We start from the raw sequence: 23,053 nt of genomic DNA, 5'->3' as shown, positions 1-23,053 counted from the left end.
TCGGCGCCATGCAACGTCGATCGATCCTGGCGCTCGTCGCGCTGGTCGCGTGCTCGGCCGCGAAGGGACCGGACAAGGAGGCGCCGCCGCCCAAGCGGAAGGCGCCGGAGACGACGCCCGTCGTCACGAAGAGGCTCCCGAAGACGCTCGCCTACGCGGGGACGATCGTGGCGCCGCGGGACGCGACCGTGTCGTCGTCGCGCGGCGGTCGCGTCGACGCGTACGCGTACGAGGTCGGGCAGAAAGTGAAGAGCGGCGACGTGCTCGTGAAGCTCGGCGCCGCGGAGCTCGCGTTCGCCTCGCAGGCCGCGGCCGCGAGCGCGAGCCAGGCCGCCGCGCGCATCGCCGGCGCGCGCGATCCCGGCGCGATGCCGGCGGTCGTCGCGGCGAAGGCGGAGCTCGACAGCGCGAACGACGCGGCGCAACGGGCGGAGAAGCTCTTCGCGCAAGGATCGATGAGCGAGCGCGAGATGGCGCGGACGAAGACGAACGTCGCCGCCGCGCAGGCGAGCTACGACCGCGCGGTCGCCGACGCGCGCGCCGACCTCCTCCGCGTCAACGAGCTCAACGCGATGGCGGGGCAGGCGTCGGCCGCGCTCGGCGACAAGGCGATCCGGGCGCCGTTCGACGGCGTCGTGTTCGAGCGGTTCGTCGAGATCGGCCAGATGGCGGCGCCGAACGCGCCGCTCCTCCGCGTGGTCGATCCCTCCGAGCTCCGCATCCGCTTCGACGTCTCGCAGTTCGACGCGGACAAGGTCGCCCTCGGCCGCAACGTCACCGTCGCGTTCGGCGGCAAGACGATCCGCGGCCAGGTCGTGCGCTCGACGCCCGGCCTCGTCGGCGCGGGCAGCTCGCGCCTCGTCGAGGCGAAGCTCTCGGAGGTGCCCGATCCCGCGCCGCTCCCCGGCGCGGTGCTCCCCGCCGCGCTCGAGACCGGCGAAGAAGAGGACCTCGTCGAGGTCCCTCGCTCGGCGACGACCAGCACCGCCGGCCTCAGCCGCGCGTGGGTGATCGAGGACGGCAAGCTCACCGAGCGGCTCCTCGCCGTCGCGCGCTTCGAGGGCGATCGCGTCTTCGTGCGGCGCGGGCTCAAGAACGGCGACAAGCTCGTGAAGGCGCCGCAGCCGGACTTCAAGCTCGGCGAGGAGGTGACGCCGTGAAGCCGCGCGCGCTCACCCTCGCGATCGTGCTCCTCTCGGGCTCGGCCGCGGCGGAGGAGGCCGCCCCGGAAGCCGCGCCCCCGATCGCGACGCAGGCGATCGACGAGCGCAAGGTCACCGAGATGGCGCTCCGCTCCCATCCGACGATCGGCGCCGCCGTCGCCGCGCGCGAGGCCGCGGAGGCGGCGGCCTCGGCGGCGGACTGGGCGCGCGTCCCCGAGCTCCGCCTCAACGCGCGCTACGCGCGGCTCAGCAGCATCCCGGCGCAGTACCGCACGTTCGACGGCTTCACGTTCCCGCAGCTCCTCAACCAGGTCGCGGGGCGCGCGAGCGTGGTCGTCCCGCTCACCGACGCGTTCATGTCCCTCGCCGCGACCGCGCGTTCGGCGGGGCACACCGCCGAGGCGGCCGCGATCGACGTCGTGACCGCGCGCGCGCAGATCGCGTACGAGGCGCGGGCGGCGTTCCTCGACTACTGGAGCCGCACGCTCGCGGTGCGGAACGCGACCGAGCTCGTGAAGGCGGCGGAGAACAACGCGGTCGATCAGCGGAACCGCGAGAAGGCCGGCACCGTCGCGCACAACGACGTGCTCGCCTTCGAGACCGCGCTCGACGCGGCGGTGATGGGCCTCGAGCTCGCGAAGGGGGAGCTCGCCGGCGCGGAGGCCTCCCTCCGCACGTACGTCCCCGAGCTGCGCGACAAGCAGCTCGTCGTGCCGGACATCTCCTTCGACGACGACGCCCTCGCGTCGACGCGGGTGCCGGTCGCGCCGGCGGTGCCGCCGCGGCTCGCGTCCCTCTCCGAGCAGACGCGCGCGGCGGCCGAGCGCGCGGACGCGGTCGCGTGGCAGCGCCTCCCCAGCCTCTCCGTCTACGCGAGCGGCGACATGGCCGCGCCGAACCCGCGCGTCTTCGTCGCGACGAGGCTCGTCTTCGTCCCATCGTGGGACGTCGGCGTGCAGCTCGAGTGGTCGCTCTCGCAGGCCACCGCCGGCGGCGCGCGCGCGAGCCAGGCGCGGCAGGAGCAGGCCGCGTTCGAGGCGCGCCTCGCCGACGCGCGTCGCCGCCTCGACGGCGAGCGACAAGGGGCGGTCGGGATCCTCACCGCCGCGACCGCGCGCGCGCGGCGAGCGCGCGACCGCGTGGAGCGCGCGGTCGCGCTCGCGAAGGCGCGCCGGGTCGAGAGCGAGACCGGCACCGCGCTCCCGCTCAACGTCGTGCTCGCGGAGACCGATCTCGCGCGCGCCAGGAACGAGTACGTCGAGGCCTTCGTCATGCGTGCGCTCGCGCTCGCGAAGATCGACTTCATCGACGGACGGGCCGCGCCGTGAGCGCCCTCGTCGCGCTCTGCATCCGGCGCCCGGTCTTCACCTGGGTGCTCGTCCTCACGTTCGTCGTCCTCGGCCTCAACGGCCTCGGGAAGATGCCGGTCGAGCGCTTCCCGAACATCGAGGTCGGCTTCGTCAGCGTCACGATCGCGGCGCCGGGGCTCTCCGCGGAGCAGGTCGAGAGCGAGATCGCGACCCGGGTCGAGAACGCGCTCGGCACCGTCGGCGGGCTCGATCGCCTCGACTCGTTCTCGTCCGAGGGGCTCGTGATGATCTGGGCGCAGTTCCAGCTCTCGAAGAGCCAGGTCGAGGCCGCGAACGACGTGCGCGACCGCCTCGCGCGCCTGTCCGACGAGCTGCCGCCGGTGGCGCGCCCCGCCCGCATCGAGACGTGGAACCCGAACGCGGCCCCCATCGTCCTGATCGCGGTGCAGAGCCCGAAGGGCGTACGCACGCCGATCGAGCTCGCCGAGCTCGCCGACACCACGATCAAGCGCGAGCTCCAGAGCATCAAGGGCGTCGGCGACGTGAAGCTCCTCGGCGGCGACACACGCGCGCTCTCGATCGTGCTCGACCCGCTCAAGCTCCGCGCCGCCGATCTCACCGCGCAGGAGGTGCAGCAGGCGCTCGCGCGCGAGAACCTCGAGGCGCCGGGCGGCAACCTCGCCGACGGCGACTCGCTCCTCGGCGTCCGCCTCGCCGGCAAGGCGCGGACCGCGGCCGAGCTCGGACAGGTCGTCGTCGCGCGGCGGGGCGACCTCGCGGTGCGGATCGAGGACGTCGGCCGGGTCGAGGACGGACCCCTCCCGCCCGACTCGGTCGCGACGCGCGGCGGCAAGCCCACCGTCATCGTCGCGGTCGCGAAGCAGCCGGGCGCGAACACGGTCGGCGTCGTCGACGAGGTGAAGGACCGGCTCACCGTCGCGAGCGGCTTCTTGCCCGACGGCGTCGAGGCGGTCGTCGTGCAGGACAACAGCGAGGACGTGCGCGCGTCGCTCCGCGCCGTCACCGAGCACCTCGTCCTCGGCGCCGTCCTCGCCGCCGTCGTCGTGCTCCTCTTCCTCCGGAGCTGGCGCGCGACCCTCATCGCCGGCCTCGCGATCCCGGCCTCGATCGTCGGCACGTTCATGCTCGCGCAGGCGTTCGGCATCACGCTGAACCTGCTCTCGCTCCTCGGGCTCACGCTCGCGGTCGGCATCGTCATCGACGACGCGATCGTCGTGGTCGAGAACGTGAGCCGCGTCCTCGACGCCAATCCCGGGATGCCGCCGAGCGAGGCCGCGCTCCGCGCGACGCGCGAGATCGCGCTCGCCGTCCTCGCGACGACGCTCTCGCTCGTCGCGGTGTTCCTCCCCGTCGCGACGATGGAGGGCATCGTCGGCCGCTACCTCGCGCCGTTCGGGCTCACGATGTCGGCGTCGATCCTCCTCTCGATGGCGATCGCGTTCACGCTGACGCCGATGCTCTCTGCCCGCTGGCTGAAGCCGCACGCCTCCGCCGCCGAGCGGCAGCACTACGTCGCGCACGATCGCCTGCTCGATCGGATCTACGGCGGCGCGCTCGGGTGGCTGCTCCGGCGGCGCTGGGTCGCCGCGATCGCGATCGTCCTCGCGCTCGTGTCGATCGTCCCGCTCGGCGGCATGGTCCCCGCGACCTTCGTGCCGACCGAGGACTCCGGCCGCTTCACGACCTACGTGCGCCTCCCGGAGAACGCGTCGATCGAGGCGACCGCGCAGGTGGCGGAGGAGCTCGCGACGAAGCTCCGCGCGCTGCCCGACGTGAAGGACACGGTGATGACGACGCTGAGCACGCGCGAGGCCACCATCGTCTCGCACCTCGCGCGGTTGGGCGTGCAGGAGGCGACGATGCAGCGCGCCCGCAGCGAGCTCCTCGGCGACGGGAAGCTGCCCTACCTCCTCATGTTCGGCCCCACCGACGACCTGAACTTCCCCGGTCCGGACGGCGCCTCGATCCAGTTCGTCGTCCGCGGCTCGGAGCTCGACGAGCTCGGTCGCATCACGGCGAAGCTCCTCGAGGAGGCGAAGAAGATCCCGGGCACGGTCGACCACGGTCTCACGACCTCGGGCAAGAAGCCGGAGCTCACCGTGAGCGTCGACCGCGCGGTCGCGAGCCGGCTCGGCGTCGCGCAGGCCGACGTCGGCGAGGCGCTCGCGCTCATCGAGCGGCGCGGCGTCGACGTCGGCAACGTGCGCGACACGAACAGCCGCGCCGACGTCTCGCTCAAGCTGCGCCTCCGGGTGGAGTCGGATTCGATGGGGAACGACGAGCTCGTCCGCGCGCTCACGGTGCGGGGGCGCTCGGGCGCGTTGATCCCGCTCTCGGACATCGCTACCACCACGATCGCCGAGGGCCCCGGGATGATCCGTCGCGTGGGCCGGCAGCGGCAGGTGACCCTCTTCATGAACACGCGCTCCGGCACCTCCGACACCGACGTCATCGCCGCGCTCGAGCAGAAGATGAAGGAGATCGAGCCGACCGGCCGCTACCGCGGCGAGGTGATCGGCAACGCGAAGGAGATGGAGAAGGCGTTCAACGCCTTCCTCGTCGCGATCGTCCTCTCGTTCGCGTTCATGTACCTCGTCCTCGCGGCGCAGTTCGAGAGCTGGGTCCACCCGGTGACGATCCTCTCGTCGCTCCCGCTCACGATGCCGTTCGGCGTCTTCGCGCTCTTCGTCGGCGGGCAGAGCCTGAACCTGTTCTCGGCGCTCGGGTTCCTCGTCCTCTTCGGCGTCGTGAAGAAGAACTCGATCCTCCAGGTCGACCGCATCATCCAGCTCCGCGGCGAGGGGATCCCCCGCGGCGAGGCGGTCCTCCGCGCGTGCCTCGATCGCCTCCGTCCGATCCTGATGACGACGCTCGCGTTCGTCGCCGGCATGCTGCCGCTCATCGTGTCGTCCGGTCCCGGCGCGGCGACGAACCGCGCGATCTCGGTCGGCGTCCTCGGCGGGCAGACGCTCTCGCTCGCGCTCACGCTCCTCGTCACGCCGATCCTCTACACCTGGCTCGACGACGTCGCGACGTGGCGCACGCGGCGGCGCGCGCTGCGCGCGGGAGCGGCGGTGCCGGCATGAGCCTCGCCGCGCCCCGCGTGCGCCTGAACCTCCCGCAGGCGTTCGTCGTCAGCTACCTCGTGTGGCTCCTGCCCGGGCTCGTGCGCTGGCTCACCGGGTTCAACGTCGCGACCCGCGTCGTCGCGTACGGGGCGGCGTGGTCGTTCATCCTGTTCGTCCTCGCCCTCGCCGCGATCGCGAACGTGTACCGCGTCCTCAGCGCGCGCCGGTGCTCCTTCGTCTTCGCGGCGTCGGTCTCGGTCCTCTCCACCATCCCCGTCGTCGCGCTCGCGTACGTCGTCGACATGCTCATCACGAAGGCGGACCCGTCGCTCTCGTGCATCTTGATGCTGGAGCAGACCGCGACGCTCGGCACCGCGCTCGCGACGTCGCTCGCGGACGGGATCGGGATCTGTCTCCTCCTCGCGGCGGTGGTCTTCCTGCCCGTCTTCGCGCGCGCGCATCAGGAGCGCCTCCGCGAGCTCGAGCTGGTCCAGCGCGACGCGGACCTCCTCCGCGTCCGCGCCCACCTCGAGCCGCACTTCGTCTTGAACTCGCTGAACGCGGTCGCGGGCATGCTCGAGGAGGAGCCGGCGCAGGCGCGCGAGCTCCTCGCCGCGCTCGGCGATCTGTTCCGCGACGCCGTGCGCTGCCGCGCGACCCACCGCGTCGCGGACGAGATCGAGTGGCTCCGGCGCTACGTGATGATCCACGAGCTCCGGCACCCCGACATGCTGCGCGCGTCGTGGGAGGTCGACGAGGACTGCCTCGACCTCGAGTGCCCCGCGCTGATCCTCCAGCCGCTCGTCGAGAACGCGGTGAAGCACGGCGCGCTGCGCGGCGGGGGTCACCTCGTCGTCCGCTCGTCGTGCAAGGGCGGCGTCCTCGCGTTCACGGTCGAGGACGACGGCCCCGAGCTCGGCGGCCCGCGCGACGGCGGGCAGGGGCTCTCGATCGTGCGGCGGCGCCTCGCGCTCGAGGAGCTGCCGGAGAGCGCCTTCGAGCTGGTGCGCGAGGCCGGCCGCACGATCGCGCGCGTGTGCCTCCCGGTGCGAGCGCATCATGCCTGAGCCGGAGCACCGAGCGCTCCGCGCGCTCGTCCTCGAGGACGAGTGGCCGGCCAGGAACTACCTCGTGCAGCTCATCGAGCGATCGGGGCTCGGCCACGTCGTCGCGGCGGTGCCGTCGACGGTGCTCGCGACGGAGGCGCTCGGGAGCTCGCCGCAGCTCATCGACGTCGCGTTCGTCGACGTGCACCTCGCGGGCGCGCGTTCGCCCGAGAGGGCGGGGCTGTCGTGGATCGAGGAGACGGTGCGCGCGCGGGGCGAGCGGGCGCCGCGTTTCGTCCTCTCGACCGCGCGCGACGATCACGCGATGAAGGCGTTCGAGCTCGGCGTCGTGGACTACCTCTTGAAGCCGTTCACGGAGGCGCGCGTGAAGCGCGCGCTCGAGCGCCTCGCCGCGTCGCCGCGCGCGCCGGAGCCGAGCGCGGACGTCCGCATCGCCGCGCGCGACGGCCGCGCGATCGTGTTCCTCCGGCGCGAGGAGGCGTTCGCGTTCGAGGCGGACGGCCGGCTCTGCTACGTGCACTCGAGCCGCGGCCGCCTCGACGTGGACCTCTCCCTGACGTCGCTCGAGAGCGTGCTCGGCGCGGGCTACCTCCGCGTCCACCGCAGCTGGCTCGTCTCGCTCGATCACGTCCGCTCGATCGAGCGCGACGGCGACGCCGCGACCCTCCTCGTCGGCCACGCCGACCCCCCGATCCGCGTCAACGTCGCCCGCGACCGCACCGGCGCGGTGCGCGAGCGGCTGCTCTCGCGCGCGGTCGGCCTCCGCGGCGATCGCGGTTAACGCGTCGAGAGGAGGGCGATGATGATCAGGACCAGGACCGCGATCACCACCATCATGTAGAGGCGCTTCTTGTCCTCCGGCGGCGGGACCTTCGCGCGGCGGGCCTTGCCGGTGCGCTTCAAGCGCGCGCGGCGCTCGGTGACGGCGTCCCGGTCGGAGGGCGCCTTCGGCGGCTCGGCCTTCGGCTCTTTCGCCTTCGGCTCTTCCGTCTTGGGCTCTTCCGTCTTCGGCGGCGCCGGCGTCTCTTCGCCGGCGGGCTTCGCCGGCTTGATCGAGCGGCGCGACGGGGGGCGCACCGAGGATCGGCGCGAGGCCGGCGGCGGGGTCTCCGACGGCGAAGGAGGCGGCGGCGTCTCGGGGGCCGGCTCCGACGGCGGCGGGAGCGGGAGCGCGACCTCGACGCGCTGATGCGACGCCGACGACGGGTGCTTCCGCTCCACCTCGAGCATGCTCGACGACGCGATCGGCACCGGCGCGGGCGGGTTCAACGTGCCGTCCCGCTGCGCGGCGGCGTCGCGGAGCCACTTCGCCTGGCGCGCCTCGTTCGCGGGGAAGAGGCGCGCGAGGAGGGTCGAGACCTTCGGGCCGTGGGGGCCGGTCGTGCGCGCGAACGCGTCGAGGTCGGTCCGCATCTCCTCCGCGGTGGCGTAGCGCTCGTCGCGATCGATCTTCAGCGCCAGCTCGATCACCTTCCACAGCGCCTCCGGGAAGTGGAGGTCGCGCTCGCGGAGGTCGGGCACCTTGGCCTCGCGGATCGCGCGCAGCGTGTCGACGTCGTTGTCGCGCTTGAAGAGGCGCTCCATCGCGCACATCTCCCAGAGCGTCGTGCCGAGGGCGTAGACGTCGATCCGGCGATCGATCGTCTTTCCCTGCGCCTGCTCCGGCGCGAGGTATGGGATCTTGCCCTTCACGATCCCCTCCGCGCTCTTCGACATGCGGACGCGCGCGCGCGCGAGACCGAAGTCGATGAGCTTCACCTCGCCGCCGTGGGTGAGGAAGATGTTCGTCGGGTTGACGTCGCGGTGGATGACGCTGAGCGGGGCGCCCTCTTCGTCGACGAGCTCGTGGGCGGAGTGGAGCCCCTCCGCCACGCGCGCGCAGATCCAGGCCGCGTCGGCGAGGTCGAAGCGCTCGCCTTCCTCGCGGAGCGCGTCGTACGTGTCCGCGACGGTGCGGCCGTTGAGGAGCTCCATCGCGATGAAGCTGTGGCCGTCGACGCCGTACTCGAGCGTCTGGATGACGTTCGGATGCGAGAGGCGCGCGAGGATCTTCGCCTCGTCGGCGAACATCGCGAGGAACTGCTCGTCGTGCGCGAGCTCGTCCTTCATCACCTTGAGCGCGACGAGCTCCTCGCTCCCGTCCTCGCGGATGTCGCGCCCGAGGTAGACCGTCGCCATCCCGCCGCCGCCGATCTTGGCGCCCACCTCGAAGCGACCGAGCTTCGACGGAGGTTTGGAGAGCAGCGTCAGCACGCGGGGTACCCTACTCACCCCGCGCCCTGCGTGGAACCGTGAATCGCGCTCTTTCGGCGCTCACTTCACGGGGAAAAGATCGCGCTGCTTCCAGGCGTCGAGCTCGCGCAGATCGGCCCAGACCTCGCGCGCGCTCGTGTAGCGGAAGGCCTCGCGCCGCCGCAGCATCTTCGCGATGAGGTTGCCGAGCGGCGTCCCCAGCTGCTCGGCGCGTTGCCGCGGCTCACCCTCGGCGAGCTGCCGCACCAGCTCCTGGTACGGCACGTCGGTTTGCATCGCCGGCTCGCCGGTGACCATCCAGTAGAGGAGGAGGCCGACCTGGTAGAGGTCGCTCTGCCGCGTCGTGAAGCCGTGGGCGAGGATCTCGGGCGCCATGATCGCGTGGTGGACGACGTTCGGCCGCACCGCGTTCATGCCGCGGAGCTCGTTGCTGATGCCGAAGTCGCTGATCTTCACCGTCGGGCGATCGGTGTGCGTGATGAGGACGTTCCCGGCGTGGAGGTCGTCGTGCACGACGTCGTTGTCGTGGAGGAACTGCACCGCGGAGAGGAGCTGGCGCGAGATCTCGAGAACGAGGCCCTCTTGCATCGGCGTGCCGAGCATCACTTTGAGCGGGTGATCGCAGCGTTCGAGCGCGAGGTAGAAGAGGTGGTCCTGCGTGAACGAGTCGTAGATGTAGACGACGTTCGGGTGGCGGAGCGAGAAGAGCCGCTGCACCTCGCGCGCCCACTCCCCGTGGACCTCCGAGTACGGGCGGTTCGCGGGGCGCACCATCTTCACGGCGTAGATCTGATCGAACGGGCCGATGCACTCGTAGACGGCGCCGAACTCGCCCGAGCCGATGACCTGCCGCACCTCGTAAGTGCCGCGCGCGCCCGCGAGCTTCGAGCCCACTTGCGGGTACTGCACCATGATGCGCGAGCGCTGGGCGGGGAGGTTCGGGGTAGAGAACTGGTTCTGCGGGGCCGGGATCGTGCCGGGGCGACCCGGCTGCCCGGGCTTCGGCGCCGCTTGCGGCATCTGCGGCGTGACCGAGAGCGACGCGACCTGGATCGCGGGCAAGGTCCCGCGATCGGCCTTGCGCGGGTTGATCGGCGGATGCGCGAACCCGTTCGGCGGGACCGGCTGGCTCTGGTACGGGTTCGGCGCGGGCCCGTACGCCGGCGCGGGCGGAGACGGCGAAGGTTGCGGAGTCGGCGGCGCGATCGGCGCGAACGGCTTCGTTCCGGGCGCGCTCCCCGGCGCCGGCGGCGGCGGACGCGTCGAAGGCCGCGGCGGCTGGAGCACCGGCGTGATCGGCTGAGAGGGTGTTGGAATCTTCAACGCCTTCTGCGGCGTCGGGACTTTTACGCCGGTTGGCGGCGTAGGAATTTTCACCGGCGGGATGACGTTTCCGAGCGGCGGCGTGACCGTGGCTTTCGCTGGTCGGTCCGGTGCCGGGGGCGCCGAAGGTCGCTGCGAATCGCTCACGACGATGACTCTACCCTCGGTACCATCGCCGCACCATGTCGATCGAACAACGGACGGCGGAGCACCGCCGTCTGGAAGAAGCGAAGGGCGGGGTGAAGTGGCAGCGCTGGGGCACCTACCTCAGCGAGCGGCAGTGGGGGACCGTGCGCGAGGACTACTCCTCGAAGGGTGACGCATGGAATTATTTCCCGCACGACCACGCGCGGTCGCGCGCGTACCGCTGGGGCGAAGACGGCCTCCTCGGGTTCTGCGACAACCGCGGGCTCTTCCACTTCGCGGTCGCGCTCTGGAACGGTAACGATCCATTCTTGAAGGAGCGCCTCTTCGGCCTCGCCGGACCGGAGGGCAACCACGGCGAGACCGTCGGCGAGCTCTATTGGTACCTCGACGCGACGCCGACCGGCTCCTATTCGCGTGCGCTCTACAAGTATCCGCAGGCCGCGTTCCCGTACGACGCGTTCCGCAAGCTCGCGCGCTCCCGCACGCGCGCGGAGCCCTCGCCGCGCATCACCGACACCGGCGTCTTCGCGGACGAGCGCTACTTCGACGTCGAGGTCGAGTACGCGAAGGCGTCGCCGGAGGACGTGCTCGTCCGCATCACGGCGACGAACCGCGGCCCGGAGGCGGCGCGGATCGACGTGCTCCCGTCGTTCTGGTTCCGCAACACGTGGAGCTGGGGGACCCCGCCGGGCGCGAAGCCGGTCGACAAACCGGAGATCCGCGCGGTCTACGGCAACGGCGAGCACGGCCCGCCGATCGAGGGGACGGAGCCGTTCCACGGGAAGCTGCAGATCTGGGTCGACGGCGCGACGGAGCTCCTGTTCTGCGACAACGAGACGAACACGCAGGCGATCTGGAAGTCGCCGAACAAGACGTCGTACCCGAAGGACGCGTTCCACGCGCACGTGTGCGGCGGCAACCGCGCGGCGACGAGCCCGGCGCGCGCCGGCACGAAGGCGGCGGCGCGCTTCACGTTCGAGCTCGCGCCCGGCGAGTCGCGCGTCGTGCGTGTCCGCATGAAGCTCGCGTCGGCGGCGGCGGACGTGCATCCGGCCCCGGCGTTCGTGGACTTCGACGACGTCTTCGCCGCGCGCCGCCGCGAGTGCGACGAGTTCTACGCCGCGATCACGCCGCCGGAGATCGCGGACGAGGCGCGGAACGTCCACCGGCAAGCGATGGCGAGCCTCCTGTGGTCGAAGCAGTACTACGGCTTCGACCTCGAGCGCTGGCTCGCGGGCGATCCCGCGATGCCGCCGCCGCCCCCCGAGCGCCGCCGCGGACGGAACCGCGAGTGGAGGCACCTCTTCAACAGCGAGGTGATCTCGATGCCGGACAAGTGGGAGTACCCCTGGTACGCGGCGTGGGACCTCGCGTTCCACTGCCTCCCGCTCGCGCTCGTCGACCCCGAGTTCGCGAAGCAGCAGCTCACGCTCCTGACGCGTGAATGGTACATGCATCCGAACGGCCAGCTCCCCGCCTACGAGTGGGCGTTCTCCGACGTGAACCCGCCCGTCCACGCGTGGGCCGCGCTCCGCGTCTACCAGATCGAGCGGCGCCTGACGGGCAAGGGCGATCGCGCGTTCCTCGAGAGCATCTTCCACAAGCTGATGCTCAACTTCACGTGGTGGGTGAACCGCAAGGACGCGGCGGGGAACAACGTCTTCCAGGGCGGCTTCCTCGGGCTCGACAACATCGGCGTCTTCGATCGCTCCAACGCGCTCCCGCGCGGCGGCCAGCTCGAGCAGGCCGACGCGACGAGCTGGATGGGGATGTACTGCCTGAACCTGCTCGCGATCGCGCTCGAGCTCGCGGCGTACAGCCCGAGCTACCAGGACGTCGCGAACAAGTTCTTCGAGCATTTCCTCCTCATCTCGCACGCGATGACGTCGGAGACCGACGACGGCTTCCAGATGTGGAACGAGGAGGACGGCTTCTTCTACGACGTGCTCCACCTCCCGGGCCGCGGCAACCAGCCGATGCGCGTGCGCTCGATGGTCGGCCTCATCCCGATCTTCGCGGTCGAGACGATCGAGGAGCACATGCTCGAGCGCTTCCCCGCCTTCGTGAAGCGCGCGCAGTGGTTCATGTCGAACCGCCCCGAGCTCGGGGGCCGGATGTCGACGGTGGAGCTCGGAGCGGGGAAGCGGCGCCTCCTCTCGATCCTCGATCGCGATCGTCTCGCGCGCGTCCTCGCGCGTGTCCTCGACGAGACCGAGTTCCTCGGTGCCTACGGCGTGCGCGCGCTCTCACGCGTGCACAAGGCGCGGCCGTACCAGATCGAGCTCGACGGCGTGAAGCACCGCGTCGACTACGAGCCGGGCGAGAGCTCGACCGGCCTCTTCGGCGGCAACTCGAACTGGCGCGGCCCGATCTGGTTCCCGGTGAACTACCTGATGATCGAGTCGCTGCAGAAGTACCACCACTACTACGGCGACACGTTCCGCATCGAGTGCCCCACCGGCTCGGGCAAGTACATGAACCTCTGGGAGGTGGCGAGCGAGCTGTCCCGCCGCCTCGTCGCGCTGTTCCTCCGCGACGCCGGCGGCAAGCGCCCCGCCGACGGCGCCACGCACCCCAACGAGCTGATCACGTTCTACGAATACTTCAACGGCGACACGGGCGAAGGCCTCGGCGCGACCCACCAGACGGGCTGGACCGCCCTCGTCGCGAAGCTGATCGAGCAAAGCCCGAAGTGGCGTTAGCGCGCTGCCGGCTTTGCCAGCGGCAGCGCGAACATTCGTCGTCAGCGACTTTCGAACGACTCGCGGACTGTGCTCCCGATAGGAGGAGCGATCGCCGTCGGCTCCGCACAGAGGCACGGGAAAGCTCGGCGGATCAGCAGGAGAGTCGATTCCGCAAGCTCGGGCCTGGCGCGACCGCGAAGAGTATGGGAAGGGAGACGACGTCGTCTGGATGGATCGGCTGCGATTGGACGCGGGTGGATTGACGATGATTTGGCCGACGAAGAGCAGCGGTGCCCCCAGTCGTCGCGCTCGCGCGGGCGCGATGCCGATCAGGACGCCGTCCTCGATGATTTCCCGATGGCGGGCTCGGAGATGAACGCCGGTGCGGCGGGGGCGCCGAAGAGGAAGACGCGGCGCGGGCTGGGCATGCTCGTGCCGATCGGCTTCTTGCTCCTGTTCTTCGGGGGCATCACCGCGGCGGGCTTCGCGAGCTTTCGACGGGCGCAGCGCTACGAGGCGAGCGCGGACGCGTTCCTGAGCGCGGTGCGCGGGGGGGAGATCGACGAGGCCTATCGGCTTCTGTCGCCGCGACGGAGGGCCTCGATGTCCACCGTGGAGTTCCGAGCCCTCGCCGAGCATCGCGCGCTCCGGCACAACCGAAGACACCGTGTCGATTCGATGCGTGTCGTCGGCGGCACGCCCGCCCACCGCGCGTGCGTTCGTGCGCGTCTCGAAGTCGACGAAGAGGAATGGCTCACCCAGCTCCACCTCGTTCGCGGCGACGACGACGCCTGGCACGTCGAGTCCTTCGCGTTGCAAGAGGTCGCGCCCGTCGTGCTCAGCGACTTGCTCGAGGAGTGCGGAGATAGCCCGCAGAGCCGCGTCGGCTACTCGGGACCGCCGGTCGTCAACCGCACGCCCCGGCTGCGCTGAGCGCCCCGCGCGATCTCCGCTCGCGGACCGCGATCTACGCCGCCTCGATCGCGCTCATGCTGAATCCAGCGCGTCGCCCAAGAGCTTCGCTACTTCCGCAAGCGGATGCGGTACGCCGGGTTCATGATCGGCAGTGCGTCGTGGAGGCGGCGTGCAAGACACTCGTCGCGCAGCGCCTCAAGCTCAGTGGCATGCGCTGCGCACAGGCATTGCGTGACATTCAATTCTGGCGTCAGTCGTGAAAAATTGCAAATAGGTGTAAATTGCTCATTCCGAGCTTCGAACACAATTCGGTCCACGCGTGAGGCGTTCAGACAAGGTGTTTTACGGCGTGTTCGCGGCGCCCGGGGTGGCGGGCGTGATCGCGAACGTGCCGGCGGGGTCGCCGCTCGGGGTGCGGCCCCACGTGAGGCCGGCGCCGTTCGCGGCGTCGGGCGGGTAGACGAGGGCGCCGGCGACGCCGCCGTCGGCTCGAACGAGGAAGATCGTCTCGCCGTCCTTGTTCGAGATCCCGAACTTGGCGTGGAAGCAGAGGCCCGGTCCCGGGCAGGGATCGGGGTTGTCGCCCGCGTTCACGAGCGCGTAGGCGCCGGGCGCGAGCTTCGTCCCGGGCGGGAACGTCACCGCCTCCGAGAGCTTCGGCTCGCCGGTGTCCTTGTCGCGATCGGCGACCTGCCAGCCGTCGAGGTCGACCTCGGCGTCGCCCGAGTTCACGAGCTCGATCCAGTCGTCGTCGGCGGAGAGCTCGTTGAGCACGACGACGCCGGTAGTTACCGTCTGCGCGTCGAAGGTCTTCGCCGGCGCGGCGGGCTCGTCGCCGGCGGGCTCGGTCGCGCCGGCCTCGGCGGGGACGATGACGACGTCGTAGCCGACGAGGCCGTCGGTCGCCTCGCTGCACGCGTAGACGCCGGCGATCGCGGCGAGGAGGACGGAGGCGAGGAACGTGCGACGCATGATCAGAACACCACCCTTCCGATGACGCGCAGCTGCCACGCGTCCGAGCCTGGGACCTCGCTCGCGGCGCGCGCGGTGGGGAGCGCGCGATCGGCGGCGAGGAAGACCTCGATCGGCAGCGCGACGCGATAACCGGCCGCGAGCCACAACGTCGTGATGCGGTCCGCTTGCTCCGCGCCCGTGTTCCGGATCCAGTGATCGGCGCGCGCGGCGAGAAGGAGGCGCGGGATCGGCTCGAGCCGCACGAACGCGCTCGCGAGGATCGCGCGCTGGGTCCCGAGCTGCGCGACGCCCCACGCGTGCGTCGCGTAGACGCCGGCGCGGATCCGCTCTCCCTGCCAGAGCGCGCCGCCGGTGACGCGGTTCGCGCGCGCGAGCGAGGTGCCGGTCGAGCCGCCGACGTACGACGCGAGGAAGGCGAGCGGCCGTAGCGCGCGGACGTTCGCGAGGGGATGCCCCTCCGCCGCGACCTCGGTCGTCTTCCCGCGATTGAGCTCGCGGCTGGTGTAGCCGTCGCCGTTCGTGAACGCGGTCGCGACCCAGCCGTAGCCGGCGGGCAGCTCGACGCGCGCCTTCGCGCCGAGGTCGGCTGGCGTCATCAGCGCGCTGCTCTCGAGGCCCGACGGCGCGACCACGCGCATCATCCACGTGCCGTCGAGGTCCGGCACGGTGAGGGTAGGGATCACGCCGGCGGAGACCTCGAGCGGAACGACCGGCCGATACGACGCCCACGCTTCGCGCACGCGCAGGACGAGGCTGTCTCCCGCGACCCCGACGAGCGCCCCCTCCGCCGCGGAGCGCACCGCCTCGACGACGACGCGCCCCCGCGCATGCTCGTATTCGCCTTCGACCGCCCCGTGCACACGCGGCACGTCGAAGACGTGGAACCACGACCCACCCGCGACGCTGCGATACATGTATTGCGCAAACACCTCGAGCCCCGCCTTGAGCGGCCCGACGGCGCGCGATCCCGCCTCCGTCGGCGGCGCGGCCCTCCCGAGCGGCGCGGGATCCTCGGCCGTGAGCCGCGGCGGATCAGCGGGCGCGGCGCCGTCGACGTGCGGCGGCGGCGCGTGAGCCTCCGCGGTGTCACGCGCGGGCGCTCCCTCCTGCGCCGCGGCACCGGACGTGAAGAGAAGGACCGCGCTCACGAACGTGAGGAGGCAGCGCTCACGCGGCTTCATGGCAGCGCCGGGACTTCGGGTGGGGCGCCGAAGACGGCGGCGAGGTCGGGGGGCGGCGCGTCGGTGGGATCGAACGGGATGCCGAGGCGGAGGCCGTCGCGGCGGCGGAGGACGCGGAGGAAACGGGCGTGGTCCTCCAGCGCGAGCGCGGCGTACTCGCGGCCGACCTGCACCTGCTCGGCGACGAAGCCGTCGCGGTCCTTCGCGATCGCGGCGCGGATCGCGGTCGCCTCCGGAGCGTGCACGCGCGCGACGATGCCGCCGAGCACCGCGCCGAGCATGGCGAGCGCCTCCGGCGTGCCTTCCTCGCCAGCGAGGCGATCGACCGAGACGCCCTTCTGCCCCTCGCTCTCGCGCCGGATCTGGCACGGCAGCCCGAGCCACGTCGCAAAGCCCCAGAGCGGCTCGCCGTCGAGGCGCGACCACGACGCGCGCGCTGCGTTCACGACGCGTTCGCCGAGCGAGTCCGCGTAGAGGCCGGGCGGTACGAGCCCGCCGATCGCGGGGTCGGCGATCTCCTTGAGCTCGACGAGGACGTCGTCGTCGGGGAGCGTCGTCGGGCCGCGGAGCAGGACGAGCACGCGCACGCGCGGCCAGCTCGCGACGCCGCCGCCGAACACGCGGACCGCGTCGAGCACGCTCGTGTCCGCGCTCGGAGGCTGGACGATGAGAGAACGACGCCATCGCTCGATCGCGTCGGGCAGCGCCGCGATCGCCGCGGGCGGCAGGCTCGCGTGGACGCTCTGCGGGTCCTCGTCGTCGATCGCGCCGCGCCGGAGCCGCCGTGCGCCGCTCGCGTCGATGACGGTGAGCTCGTCGAGCTCGCGGCCGTCGCGATCGCGCTCCGAGCGGCGGAAGAGATCGTCCGCGACAGGTCCGCCCATCCCCTCGACGACGCGGCCCGGCGGCGCGCCGTTCGCGGCCGCCTCGATCCCGTCGCGGTACCCCGCGATCGCCGCGCTCACGACGTCGACCTCGGCCGCGATCGCCGCCGCGCGCGCGGTGGGATCGTCCGCGTTCGACAGGAGCGTCGCGAGCGCCATCCCCGCCGCGAGGCGGCGTACGTCCCAGAGGTAGGGCTCGCGCTCGGCGGCGTCGAAGTCGTTCGGCTCGAGCGTGGCGGTGCCGTCGGCCGCGCGGAGGACGCCGAAGTTCTCGGGGTGCGGATCGCCGAGGCTCGGCACGAGCGGCATGTCGAGCGCGAACCGCGACGCCGCGTAGCGCGTGGCGCCGGTCCGGAGATCGCTGCGATAGAGCGGCACCGTCCCGCGGAAGAAGTCGTACGGCGCGCGCGCCATCTTCACGTACTTGCCGGCCGCGAGCTTCGGGCGCGTGCGGATGATCGGCTCGTCCGCCGCCGCCATCACGCCCGCGATCTGCGCCTCGCGCGCGTCGATGCTCCCGTCGCCGCACGAGCATGCGCACGCGAGCGCGACGAACGAGACGGCGACGGTGCGGCGCACCCGTCGCGTTGTCGCGTGCGACGGCGAACGGCCGGCGACCGCCGCGTGACGAATGCGTTACAGCGCGGAGGATGCGTACAGCACGGAGGATGCGTACGGGGCGGAGAGTGCGTTACAGCGCGGAGAGCGCGAAGAACGAGAGCGCGTCGGCGCGCGGGAGGTCGGACGCGACGAACGGCTTGCCGCCCACGATCACGAGGCCCTCCGGCTTGTCGACCTTGCGCGGGAGCTCCCAGAGCGCCTTCAGATCGATCTTCCGCTCGTCGACGGAGAGCTCGCGCTCGATGCGCGCGATCGCGCGCGACTGATCGCTGAGGAGGATGATCGTGCCGTTGGCGTCGACCGCGAGATCGGAGATGTCGCCGATGAGCCGCGCCGCGCTCGTCTTGAGCTCCCAGAACGCGACCGCTTCGAACACGCTCTCCTCGCCGGCCGGCACCTCGAACGCTCGGTTCTTCAGCGCGAGCTCCGGCGTGTACCCCGCGGCGTCCTCGCCCTTCGGCGCAAACTCGACGAGCGCGGCGGGCCCCTTCTCCTTCGCGACGAGGATGTGCCCGTTCTCGAGGAGGAGCATCCCTTCGCCGCGCGAGTTCTCGTCGCGCTCCCACGCCGCGTAGAGCGGGTGGTCCTCCGGGATCGAGAGCGTGATGACGTGATCGAGCTCGAGGCCCTTCGAGAGGACGCTGATCGTCCCCTCCGCCTCCGACATGATGAAGACGCGGCCCGACGCGTCGCCCGCGACCGCCTCCCACTGCGATTCGCCGCCGCCGAAGATGCGCTTCAGTTTGTGCTCCGCGACGTCCTTCGGGAGCCCGTTCGGTCCGAGCGCGAACGTGACGAGCGTGGTCGAGGAGTCGCTGACCGCGAGGTACTGCGGCTTGCCGTTGATCGTGCGGACGCCGAGGCCGGAGACCTCCTCGAGCGGCAGCGCCGCGCTGTCCTCCACCGCGATCTTCGTGAGGGTGAGCGCGCCCTCGTCGGTCGCGTAGGCCGCGTCGTCGGAGCTGCCTGCGCAGCCGACCGCACAACAGAAGAGGAGGGGCAGGACGGTGCGGAGCATCTCGGACGAGCTCACGCAAGTCCCGCGCCCATTTGCCTACACCAACCCACGCGTGTCATTTCAGTGACTTGGGGCGGAAGCAGCACCCGCGAACTGGATCGTGGGGGATCCAGACGCGGTCAGAAGCGGTCAGAAGCTGCGGGGCAGGGGCGCGTCGGCGTCGAAGAACCACGCGCTCACCTCGACCGAGCCACCGGCCGGGCGATCGAGCGTCGCGACCGTCGTCACCGGCTCGTCCGGCGACACGCAGCCGCTCGCGCGGAAGTCGTCGCGCTCCACCGTGATGCCGAGGCACCGCGCGCCCTTCGCGCGGTCCCAACCGAGCCCGACCTTGTAGCTCGCGTTCGTGATCCCGAACGCCTTCGCCTTCTCCGGCACACGCTCGAGCGGCTCCGCGAGCACGATCGAGTCACGCTTCGCGCTCGGTCCGCCCGACCCGTCGTCCTCGGTGACGATCACGAGCAGGTGCTTCGCGACCACCGCAGGCTTCGCCGCCTCCGGCCGCGCCGCCCGCGGCGGCTCAGCACACGCAAAGAGCCCAAGCCCAACGAGCGCAGCCGGCACAACGAAGCGGGTGACCATGAGCAGGCGAACCATCAACCTCCGCCATTATTCCTCAACGTCGGGGCTTCGCCCCGACACCCCACCCCAGACACGGCCCTCGCGCTTTGCGCGAGGGTCGCTTCGCGACCGCTTGCGCGGCCGCTTCTGGGGCCCCTCTGGAGGGCGGCAACGGAGTCAGAGTCAGAAGCCCATTTCCTTCATGCCGGAGGCGTTCATGTCGAGGGCTTGGGCGCGTTGCACGGCCTTCGGTTTCGAGGGCATTGCTTGCGTCGCGGAGCGGGCGGCGGCGACCTTCTTTTCGGCCTCCTCGAGGCGGCGGCGTTCGGCGGGCGCCTTCACGATCGCGGCTTGCGCCTGGAGCTGCGCTTGCGCGCGGGCGAGATCCTTGTCCGCGTCGTCGAAGCGGCCGTCGTTGATGCGCTGCGCGGCCGCCATCTGGATGCGCGCCGACTCCTGGATCGCGACGATCGCCTTCGTGCGCGAGCTCGCCGACTCCGCGACGGCGCGCTCGTCGCTCGTGAGCTCTGTCCGCGCGACCACCTCCTGCACGCGCTCGAGACCGCTGTCCTGCGCGTCGCGGAAGCGGAGCCGCACGCTCGCGAGCGGGTGCGAGTGACCCTCGAACTGCGCGGGATCGACGAGGCGCACGCGGACGAGGGCCTCGCGGTGCTGCCCCGCGTGGAGCGCGCCGAGCGGGATGCGGAGCGAGCCGTTCTCGCTCCAGTCGGCGCGGATGCCGTCCGCGCCCGCGAGCTGCACGCCCGGCGCGGGCATGACCTCGACGAACGCGTCGCTCGCCAGCGTCGCGTCGAGGAGGTCGAGCTCACCCTTGAGGATGCTCGCCATCTCTTTCGGCTCGGTGAGGTGATAGAGGCGGCCCGAAGACTTCACCGCGAGCGCGTTCAGCGTGCGCTCGTCGTAGTCGTTGCCGACGCCGATGGCGGTGACCTGCGCGTGGAAGCGGAGGCCCTGCTCCGCGAGCGCGCCGAGCGACTCGGGCGTGGACGGTCCGACGTTCGCGATGCCGTCCGAGATGATCACGACGCGGCGGACGCTGTGCGTCGCGGGCGCTCGAGCGACCTGGCTCTCGCCCATCATGAGGCCGTCGAACATGTTCGTGGAGCCGCTCGGCCGGAGCTGCGCGATCGCGTTCAGGATCGTCGCGCGCGACGACGCGTCGAGCTTGGTCGGGGCGACGAGCTTGCGCGCGGTGTCGGAGAACGAGTCGAGCGCGACGATGTCGCCGTCCTTCAGGTTCTTCACCAGCGTCGCGGCCGCGTTGCGCGCGTTCTCGATCTTCGCGCCCGCCATCGAGCCGGAGGTGTCGACCACGAGCGCGATGTCCATCGGCGGACGCGTCTCGGGGCGCGTCTCGGGCACGTCGACCCAGACGCCGAGGAACGTGTCGCGCGTGCCGGAGAGGAGCATGTCGCCCTCGGCCGAGGCGCCGATCCACGTCGTGCTCGTCGGGTTGACGCGCGGCTTGCCGTCGGTCGCCTGAATCGCGGCGATGTCGCTCGAGGGATCGGCGGCGATGGGGTTCGAGGCCTTCGCCGCCGGGGTGGTCGGCGTCACGGCCACCCCCTTCGCGCAGCCGGCGCCAAAGATGGAAAGGAGGAGACCCGTGGCCAAAACCGACGCTCGACGCATGCAAGAACCCCTGTCGTTTCGCGCGGCCTTTGGCGGCCGGGCCCTGCTCTTACGCAGCGAAAAGCGGAACGATCTACGGCTCGTCGGCTTTGACTCGCGGTCCGCAGCAGGACGCCTAAGATCGCGGAGTCGTGCAGATAAAGAAGGTGGTCTCGTGGATCGTGCCGGTGCTCGTCCTCGGAGGCATCGGCGTGGGCGTCTGGAAATGGCAGGCCTCGCGCGCGGAGCCGGAGATCACCTACAAGACGGTCCCCGCGGAGAAGCGCCGCTTCCTCGCGGCGCGGGTCACCGCGAGCGGCACGCTCTCCGCCACCGTCACGGTGGAGGTCGGCGCGCAAGTGAGCGGCCGCATCTCCGTCCTCAAGGCGGACTTCAACTCCACGGTGAAGAAGGGCGAGGTCGTCGCGAAGCTCGATCCGCAGCTCTTCATCGCCGCGCTCGAGCAGGCGCAAGCGAACCACGTCTCGGCGAAGGCGAACCTCGTGCGCTCGGAGGCGCAAGAGAAGGACGCCGACGCGACGCTCAAGCGCGTGAAGAACCTGTCGGACCAGGGGCTCGCGGCCGCGTCGGAGCTCCAGACCGCGCAGACGGCGGTGCTCGTCGCGCAGGCGCAGACCGAGGTGTCGAAGGCCGCGCTCAAGCAGACGCAGGCGGCCCTCAACCAGGCCGAGGTCAACCTCTCGTTCACGACGATCAAGTCGCCGATCGACGGCGTCGTCATCTCGCGCAACGTCGACGTCGGGCAGACGGTGGCGGCGTCGCTGCAGGCGCCCGTCCTCTTCACGATCGCGGAGGACCTCAAGAAGATGCAGGTCCACACGAGCGTGGCCGAGGGCGACGTCGGCCGCCTCCAGCCGGAGATGGATGCGTGGTTCACCGTCGACGCGTTCCCGGGCCAGCGCTTCAAGGGCAAGATCTCCCAAATCCGCAACGCCGCGACGACGCTGCAGAACGTCGTCACGTACGACGCCGTCATCGACGTCGACAACCCGGACCTCAAGCTGCGGCCCGGCATGACCGCGACGACGACGATCGTCTACGCCGAGAAGCACGACGTCCTCGCGCTCCCCAACACCGCGCTCCGCTTCAAGCCCCCGGCCGAGGTCACGAGCGCGATCGCTTCCGCCTCGGCGCCGACGCCGGCCGCCTCGCTCTCGATCACCGCGGCGGGACCCGAGGTGCCGAGCGCGATGCCCGCCGCGCCGACCGGTCGCGCGCCGCGCATGAGGCGCTCGATGGCCGATCGGGCGGAGAACCCCGAGCGCACGATCTACGTCCTCCGCGGCGGCAAGCCCGAGCCGGTCGACGTGAAGACCGGCCTCTCCGACGGGACCATCACCGAGATCGTCTCGGGCGATCTCAAGGAAGGCGAGCAGGTCATCACCGAGGCGATCGTCGCCGGCAAGCCCGTCTCGACCGGCGCCCCGCCGCGCATGGGGCGCATGTTCTGATGAGCGCGCCGCCGGCCGGTCCGCCGCTCATTCGCGTCGCGGACGTGCACAAGGTCTACAAGAGCGGCGACGTCGAGGTGCACGCGCTCCGCGGCGTCTCGATCGACGTGATGCCCGGCGAGTTCGTCGCGATCATGGGCTCGTCCGGCTCCGGCAAGTCGACGCTCATGAACCTCCTCGGCTGCCTCGACCGTCCGTCGTCGGGCTCCTACGTCCTCGCCGGGCGCGAGGTCGCGCGGATGGACAGGAACGAGCTCGCCGAGGTGCGGAACGAGGTCCTCGGCTTCGTGTTCCAGAGCTTCAACCTCCTCGCGCGCACGAGCGCGATGGAGAACGTCGAGCTCCCGCTCGTGTATCGTGGCGCCTCCGCGCGCAAGCGGCACGAGAAGGCGAAGTGGGCGCTCGAGCGCGTCGGCCTCGGCCAGCGCCTCGATCACACGCCGGCGCAGCTCTCCGGCGGCCAGCAGCAGCGCGTCGCGATCGCGCGCGCGCTCGTCGGCGATCCGAAGGTCATCCTCGCCGACGAGCCGACCGGCAACCTCGACTCGCAGACGAGCATCGACGTGATGGCGCTCTTCCAGGAGCTCGGCCAGCAAGGCATCACGATCGTGCTCGTCACGCACGAGCCCGACATCGCCGAGTACGCGTCGCGCGTCGTCGTCGTGAAGGACGGCCTCGTCCAGTCCGACACGCGCCACACCCCGAAGGTCGCGCAGCCGCTCCCGGGCGCGGTGCCCTATCGCCAGGGGGCGGCGTGA

General features: G+C 71.3%; 18 protein-coding genes. 10 read left to right on the top strand and 8 right to left on the bottom strand.

Annotated features, from left to right (window positions below):
- Positions 1 to 8: 8 nt before the first annotated feature.
- Genes KF837_08155 through KF837_08135 form a run of 5 tightly spaced genes read left to right on the top strand, consistent with a single transcriptional unit; the run spans position 9 to position 7,410 of the window.
- Positions 9 to 1,160: an efflux RND transporter periplasmic adaptor subunit gene (locus tag KF837_08155; GenBank protein MBX3227271.1), complete on the top strand. Its 1,152-nt coding sequence runs from the start codon at positions 9 to 11 to the stop codon at positions 1,158 to 1,160.
- Entirely contained in the window at positions 1,157 to 2,491 is a 1,335-nt protein-coding gene (locus tag KF837_08150; GenBank protein ID MBX3227270.1) for a TolC family protein, read from the top strand. The genes KF837_08155 and KF837_08150 overlap by 4 nt, the downstream gene beginning before the upstream one ends.
- A complete protein-coding gene (locus KF837_08145; protein ID MBX3227269.1) occupies positions 2,488 to 5,580 on the top strand; it encodes an efflux RND transporter permease subunit in 3,093 nt (1,030 codons plus the stop codon). Before KF837_08150 ends, KF837_08145 begins: the two co-directional genes overlap by 4 nt.
- Positions 5,577 to 6,629, top strand: a complete 1,053-nt coding sequence (locus tag KF837_08140; protein ID MBX3227268.1) for a histidine kinase — start codon at positions 5,577 to 5,579, stop codon at positions 6,627 to 6,629. The genes KF837_08145 and KF837_08140 overlap by 4 nt, the downstream gene beginning before the upstream one ends.
- Positions 6,622 to 7,410, top strand: coding sequence for a response regulator transcription factor (locus tag KF837_08135; GenBank protein ID MBX3227267.1), 789 nt, complete (start codon positions 6,622 to 6,624; stop codon positions 7,408 to 7,410). Before KF837_08140 ends, KF837_08135 begins: the two co-directional genes overlap by 8 nt.
- Here KF837_08135 and KF837_08130 read toward each other — a convergent pair.
- Complete coding sequence (locus tag KF837_08130) at positions 7,407 to 8,882, bottom strand: protein kinase (protein ID MBX3227266.1); 1,476 nt, start codon at positions 8,880 to 8,882, stop codon at positions 7,407 to 7,409. The two genes, KF837_08135 and KF837_08130, sit on opposite strands and share 4 nt — an antisense overlap.
- A 60-nt stretch (positions 8,883 to 8,942) precedes the next feature.
- Positions 8,943 to 9,794, bottom strand: a complete 852-nt coding sequence (locus KF837_08125) for a serine/threonine protein kinase (GenBank protein MBX3227265.1) — start codon at positions 9,792 to 9,794, stop codon at positions 8,943 to 8,945.
- A 115-nt stretch (positions 9,795 to 9,909) separates the two neighbouring features.
- On the opposite strand from KF837_08125, the gene KF837_08120 reads away from it, so the two are divergent.
- The 3 genes from KF837_08120 (at position 9,910) to KF837_08110 (ending at position 13,969) form a co-directional block, all read left to right on the top strand.
- Positions 9,910 to 10,185, top strand: coding sequence for a hypothetical protein (locus KF837_08120; protein ID MBX3227264.1), 276 nt, complete (start codon positions 9,910 to 9,912; stop codon positions 10,183 to 10,185).
- Positions 10,186 to 10,387: 202 nt separating this feature from the next.
- Positions 10,388 to 13,054 (top strand): glucosidase, encoded by a 2,667-nt coding sequence (locus KF837_08115; GenBank protein MBX3227263.1) that lies wholly within the window; start codon positions 10,388 to 10,390, stop codon positions 13,052 to 13,054.
- A gap of 339 nt (positions 13,055 to 13,393) precedes the next feature.
- Positions 13,394 to 13,969, top strand: a complete 576-nt coding sequence (locus KF837_08110; protein ID MBX3227262.1) for a hypothetical protein — start codon at positions 13,394 to 13,396, stop codon at positions 13,967 to 13,969.
- A gap of 324 nt (positions 13,970 to 14,293) precedes the next feature.
- Here the strand turns inward: KF837_08110 and KF837_08105 are convergent, their stop codons facing one another.
- From KF837_08105 to KF837_08080, 6 genes are all read right to left on the bottom strand, one after another.
- The gene (locus KF837_08105) at positions 14,294 to 14,923 is read right to left on the bottom strand and encodes a lamin tail domain-containing protein (protein ID MBX3227261.1); all 630 of its coding nucleotides are present in this window, start codon (positions 14,921 to 14,923) and stop codon (positions 14,294 to 14,296) included.
- A gap of 2 nt (positions 14,924 to 14,925) precedes the next feature.
- Complete coding sequence (locus KF837_08100) at positions 14,926 to 16,107, bottom strand: hypothetical protein (GenBank protein MBX3227260.1); 1,182 nt, start codon at positions 16,105 to 16,107, stop codon at positions 14,926 to 14,928.
- Positions 16,104 to 17,570 carry a DUF2252 family protein gene (locus tag KF837_08095; GenBank protein ID MBX3227259.1) on the bottom strand — a complete coding sequence of 489 codons (1,467 nt, stop codon included), beginning with the start codon at positions 17,568 to 17,570 and terminating at the stop codon, positions 16,104 to 16,106. The genes KF837_08100 and KF837_08095 overlap by 4 nt, the downstream gene beginning before the upstream one ends.
- A gap of 112 nt (positions 17,571 to 17,682) precedes the next feature.
- The gene (locus KF837_08090; GenBank protein ID MBX3227258.1) at positions 17,683 to 18,630 is read right to left on the bottom strand and encodes an SdiA-regulated domain-containing protein; all 948 of its coding nucleotides are present in this window, start codon (positions 18,628 to 18,630) and stop codon (positions 17,683 to 17,685) included.
- A 129-nt stretch (positions 18,631 to 18,759) separates the two neighbouring features.
- Positions 18,760 to 19,227, bottom strand: a complete 468-nt coding sequence (locus KF837_08085) for a hypothetical protein (GenBank protein ID MBX3227257.1) — start codon at positions 19,225 to 19,227, stop codon at positions 18,760 to 18,762.
- 147 nt (positions 19,228 to 19,374) lie between these two features.
- On the bottom strand, positions 19,375 to 20,622 hold the full coding sequence (locus KF837_08080) for a VWA domain-containing protein (protein ID MBX3227256.1): 1,248 nt from the start codon (positions 20,620 to 20,622) through the stop codon (positions 19,375 to 19,377).
- Between the two features lie 353 nt (positions 20,623 to 20,975).
- On the opposite strand from KF837_08080, the gene KF837_08075 reads away from it, so the two are divergent.
- Both KF837_08075 and KF837_08070 read left to right on the top strand, forming a co-directional pair.
- The gene (locus KF837_08075; protein MBX3227255.1) at positions 20,976 to 22,295 is read left to right on the top strand and encodes an efflux RND transporter periplasmic adaptor subunit; all 1,320 of its coding nucleotides are present in this window, start codon (positions 20,976 to 20,978) and stop codon (positions 22,293 to 22,295) included.
- A complete protein-coding gene (locus KF837_08070) occupies positions 22,295 to 23,053 on the top strand; it encodes an ABC transporter ATP-binding protein (GenBank protein ID MBX3227254.1) in 759 nt (252 codons plus the stop codon). The genes KF837_08075 and KF837_08070 overlap by 1 nt, the downstream gene beginning before the upstream one ends.

This window comes from Labilithrix sp., assembly GCA_019637155.1.
In the GTDB taxonomy this organism is placed as follows: Bacteria; Myxococcota_A; Polyangia; order Polyangiales; family Polyangiaceae; genus Labilithrix.
This window is presented reverse-complemented; position numbering and strand designations above follow the sequence as displayed.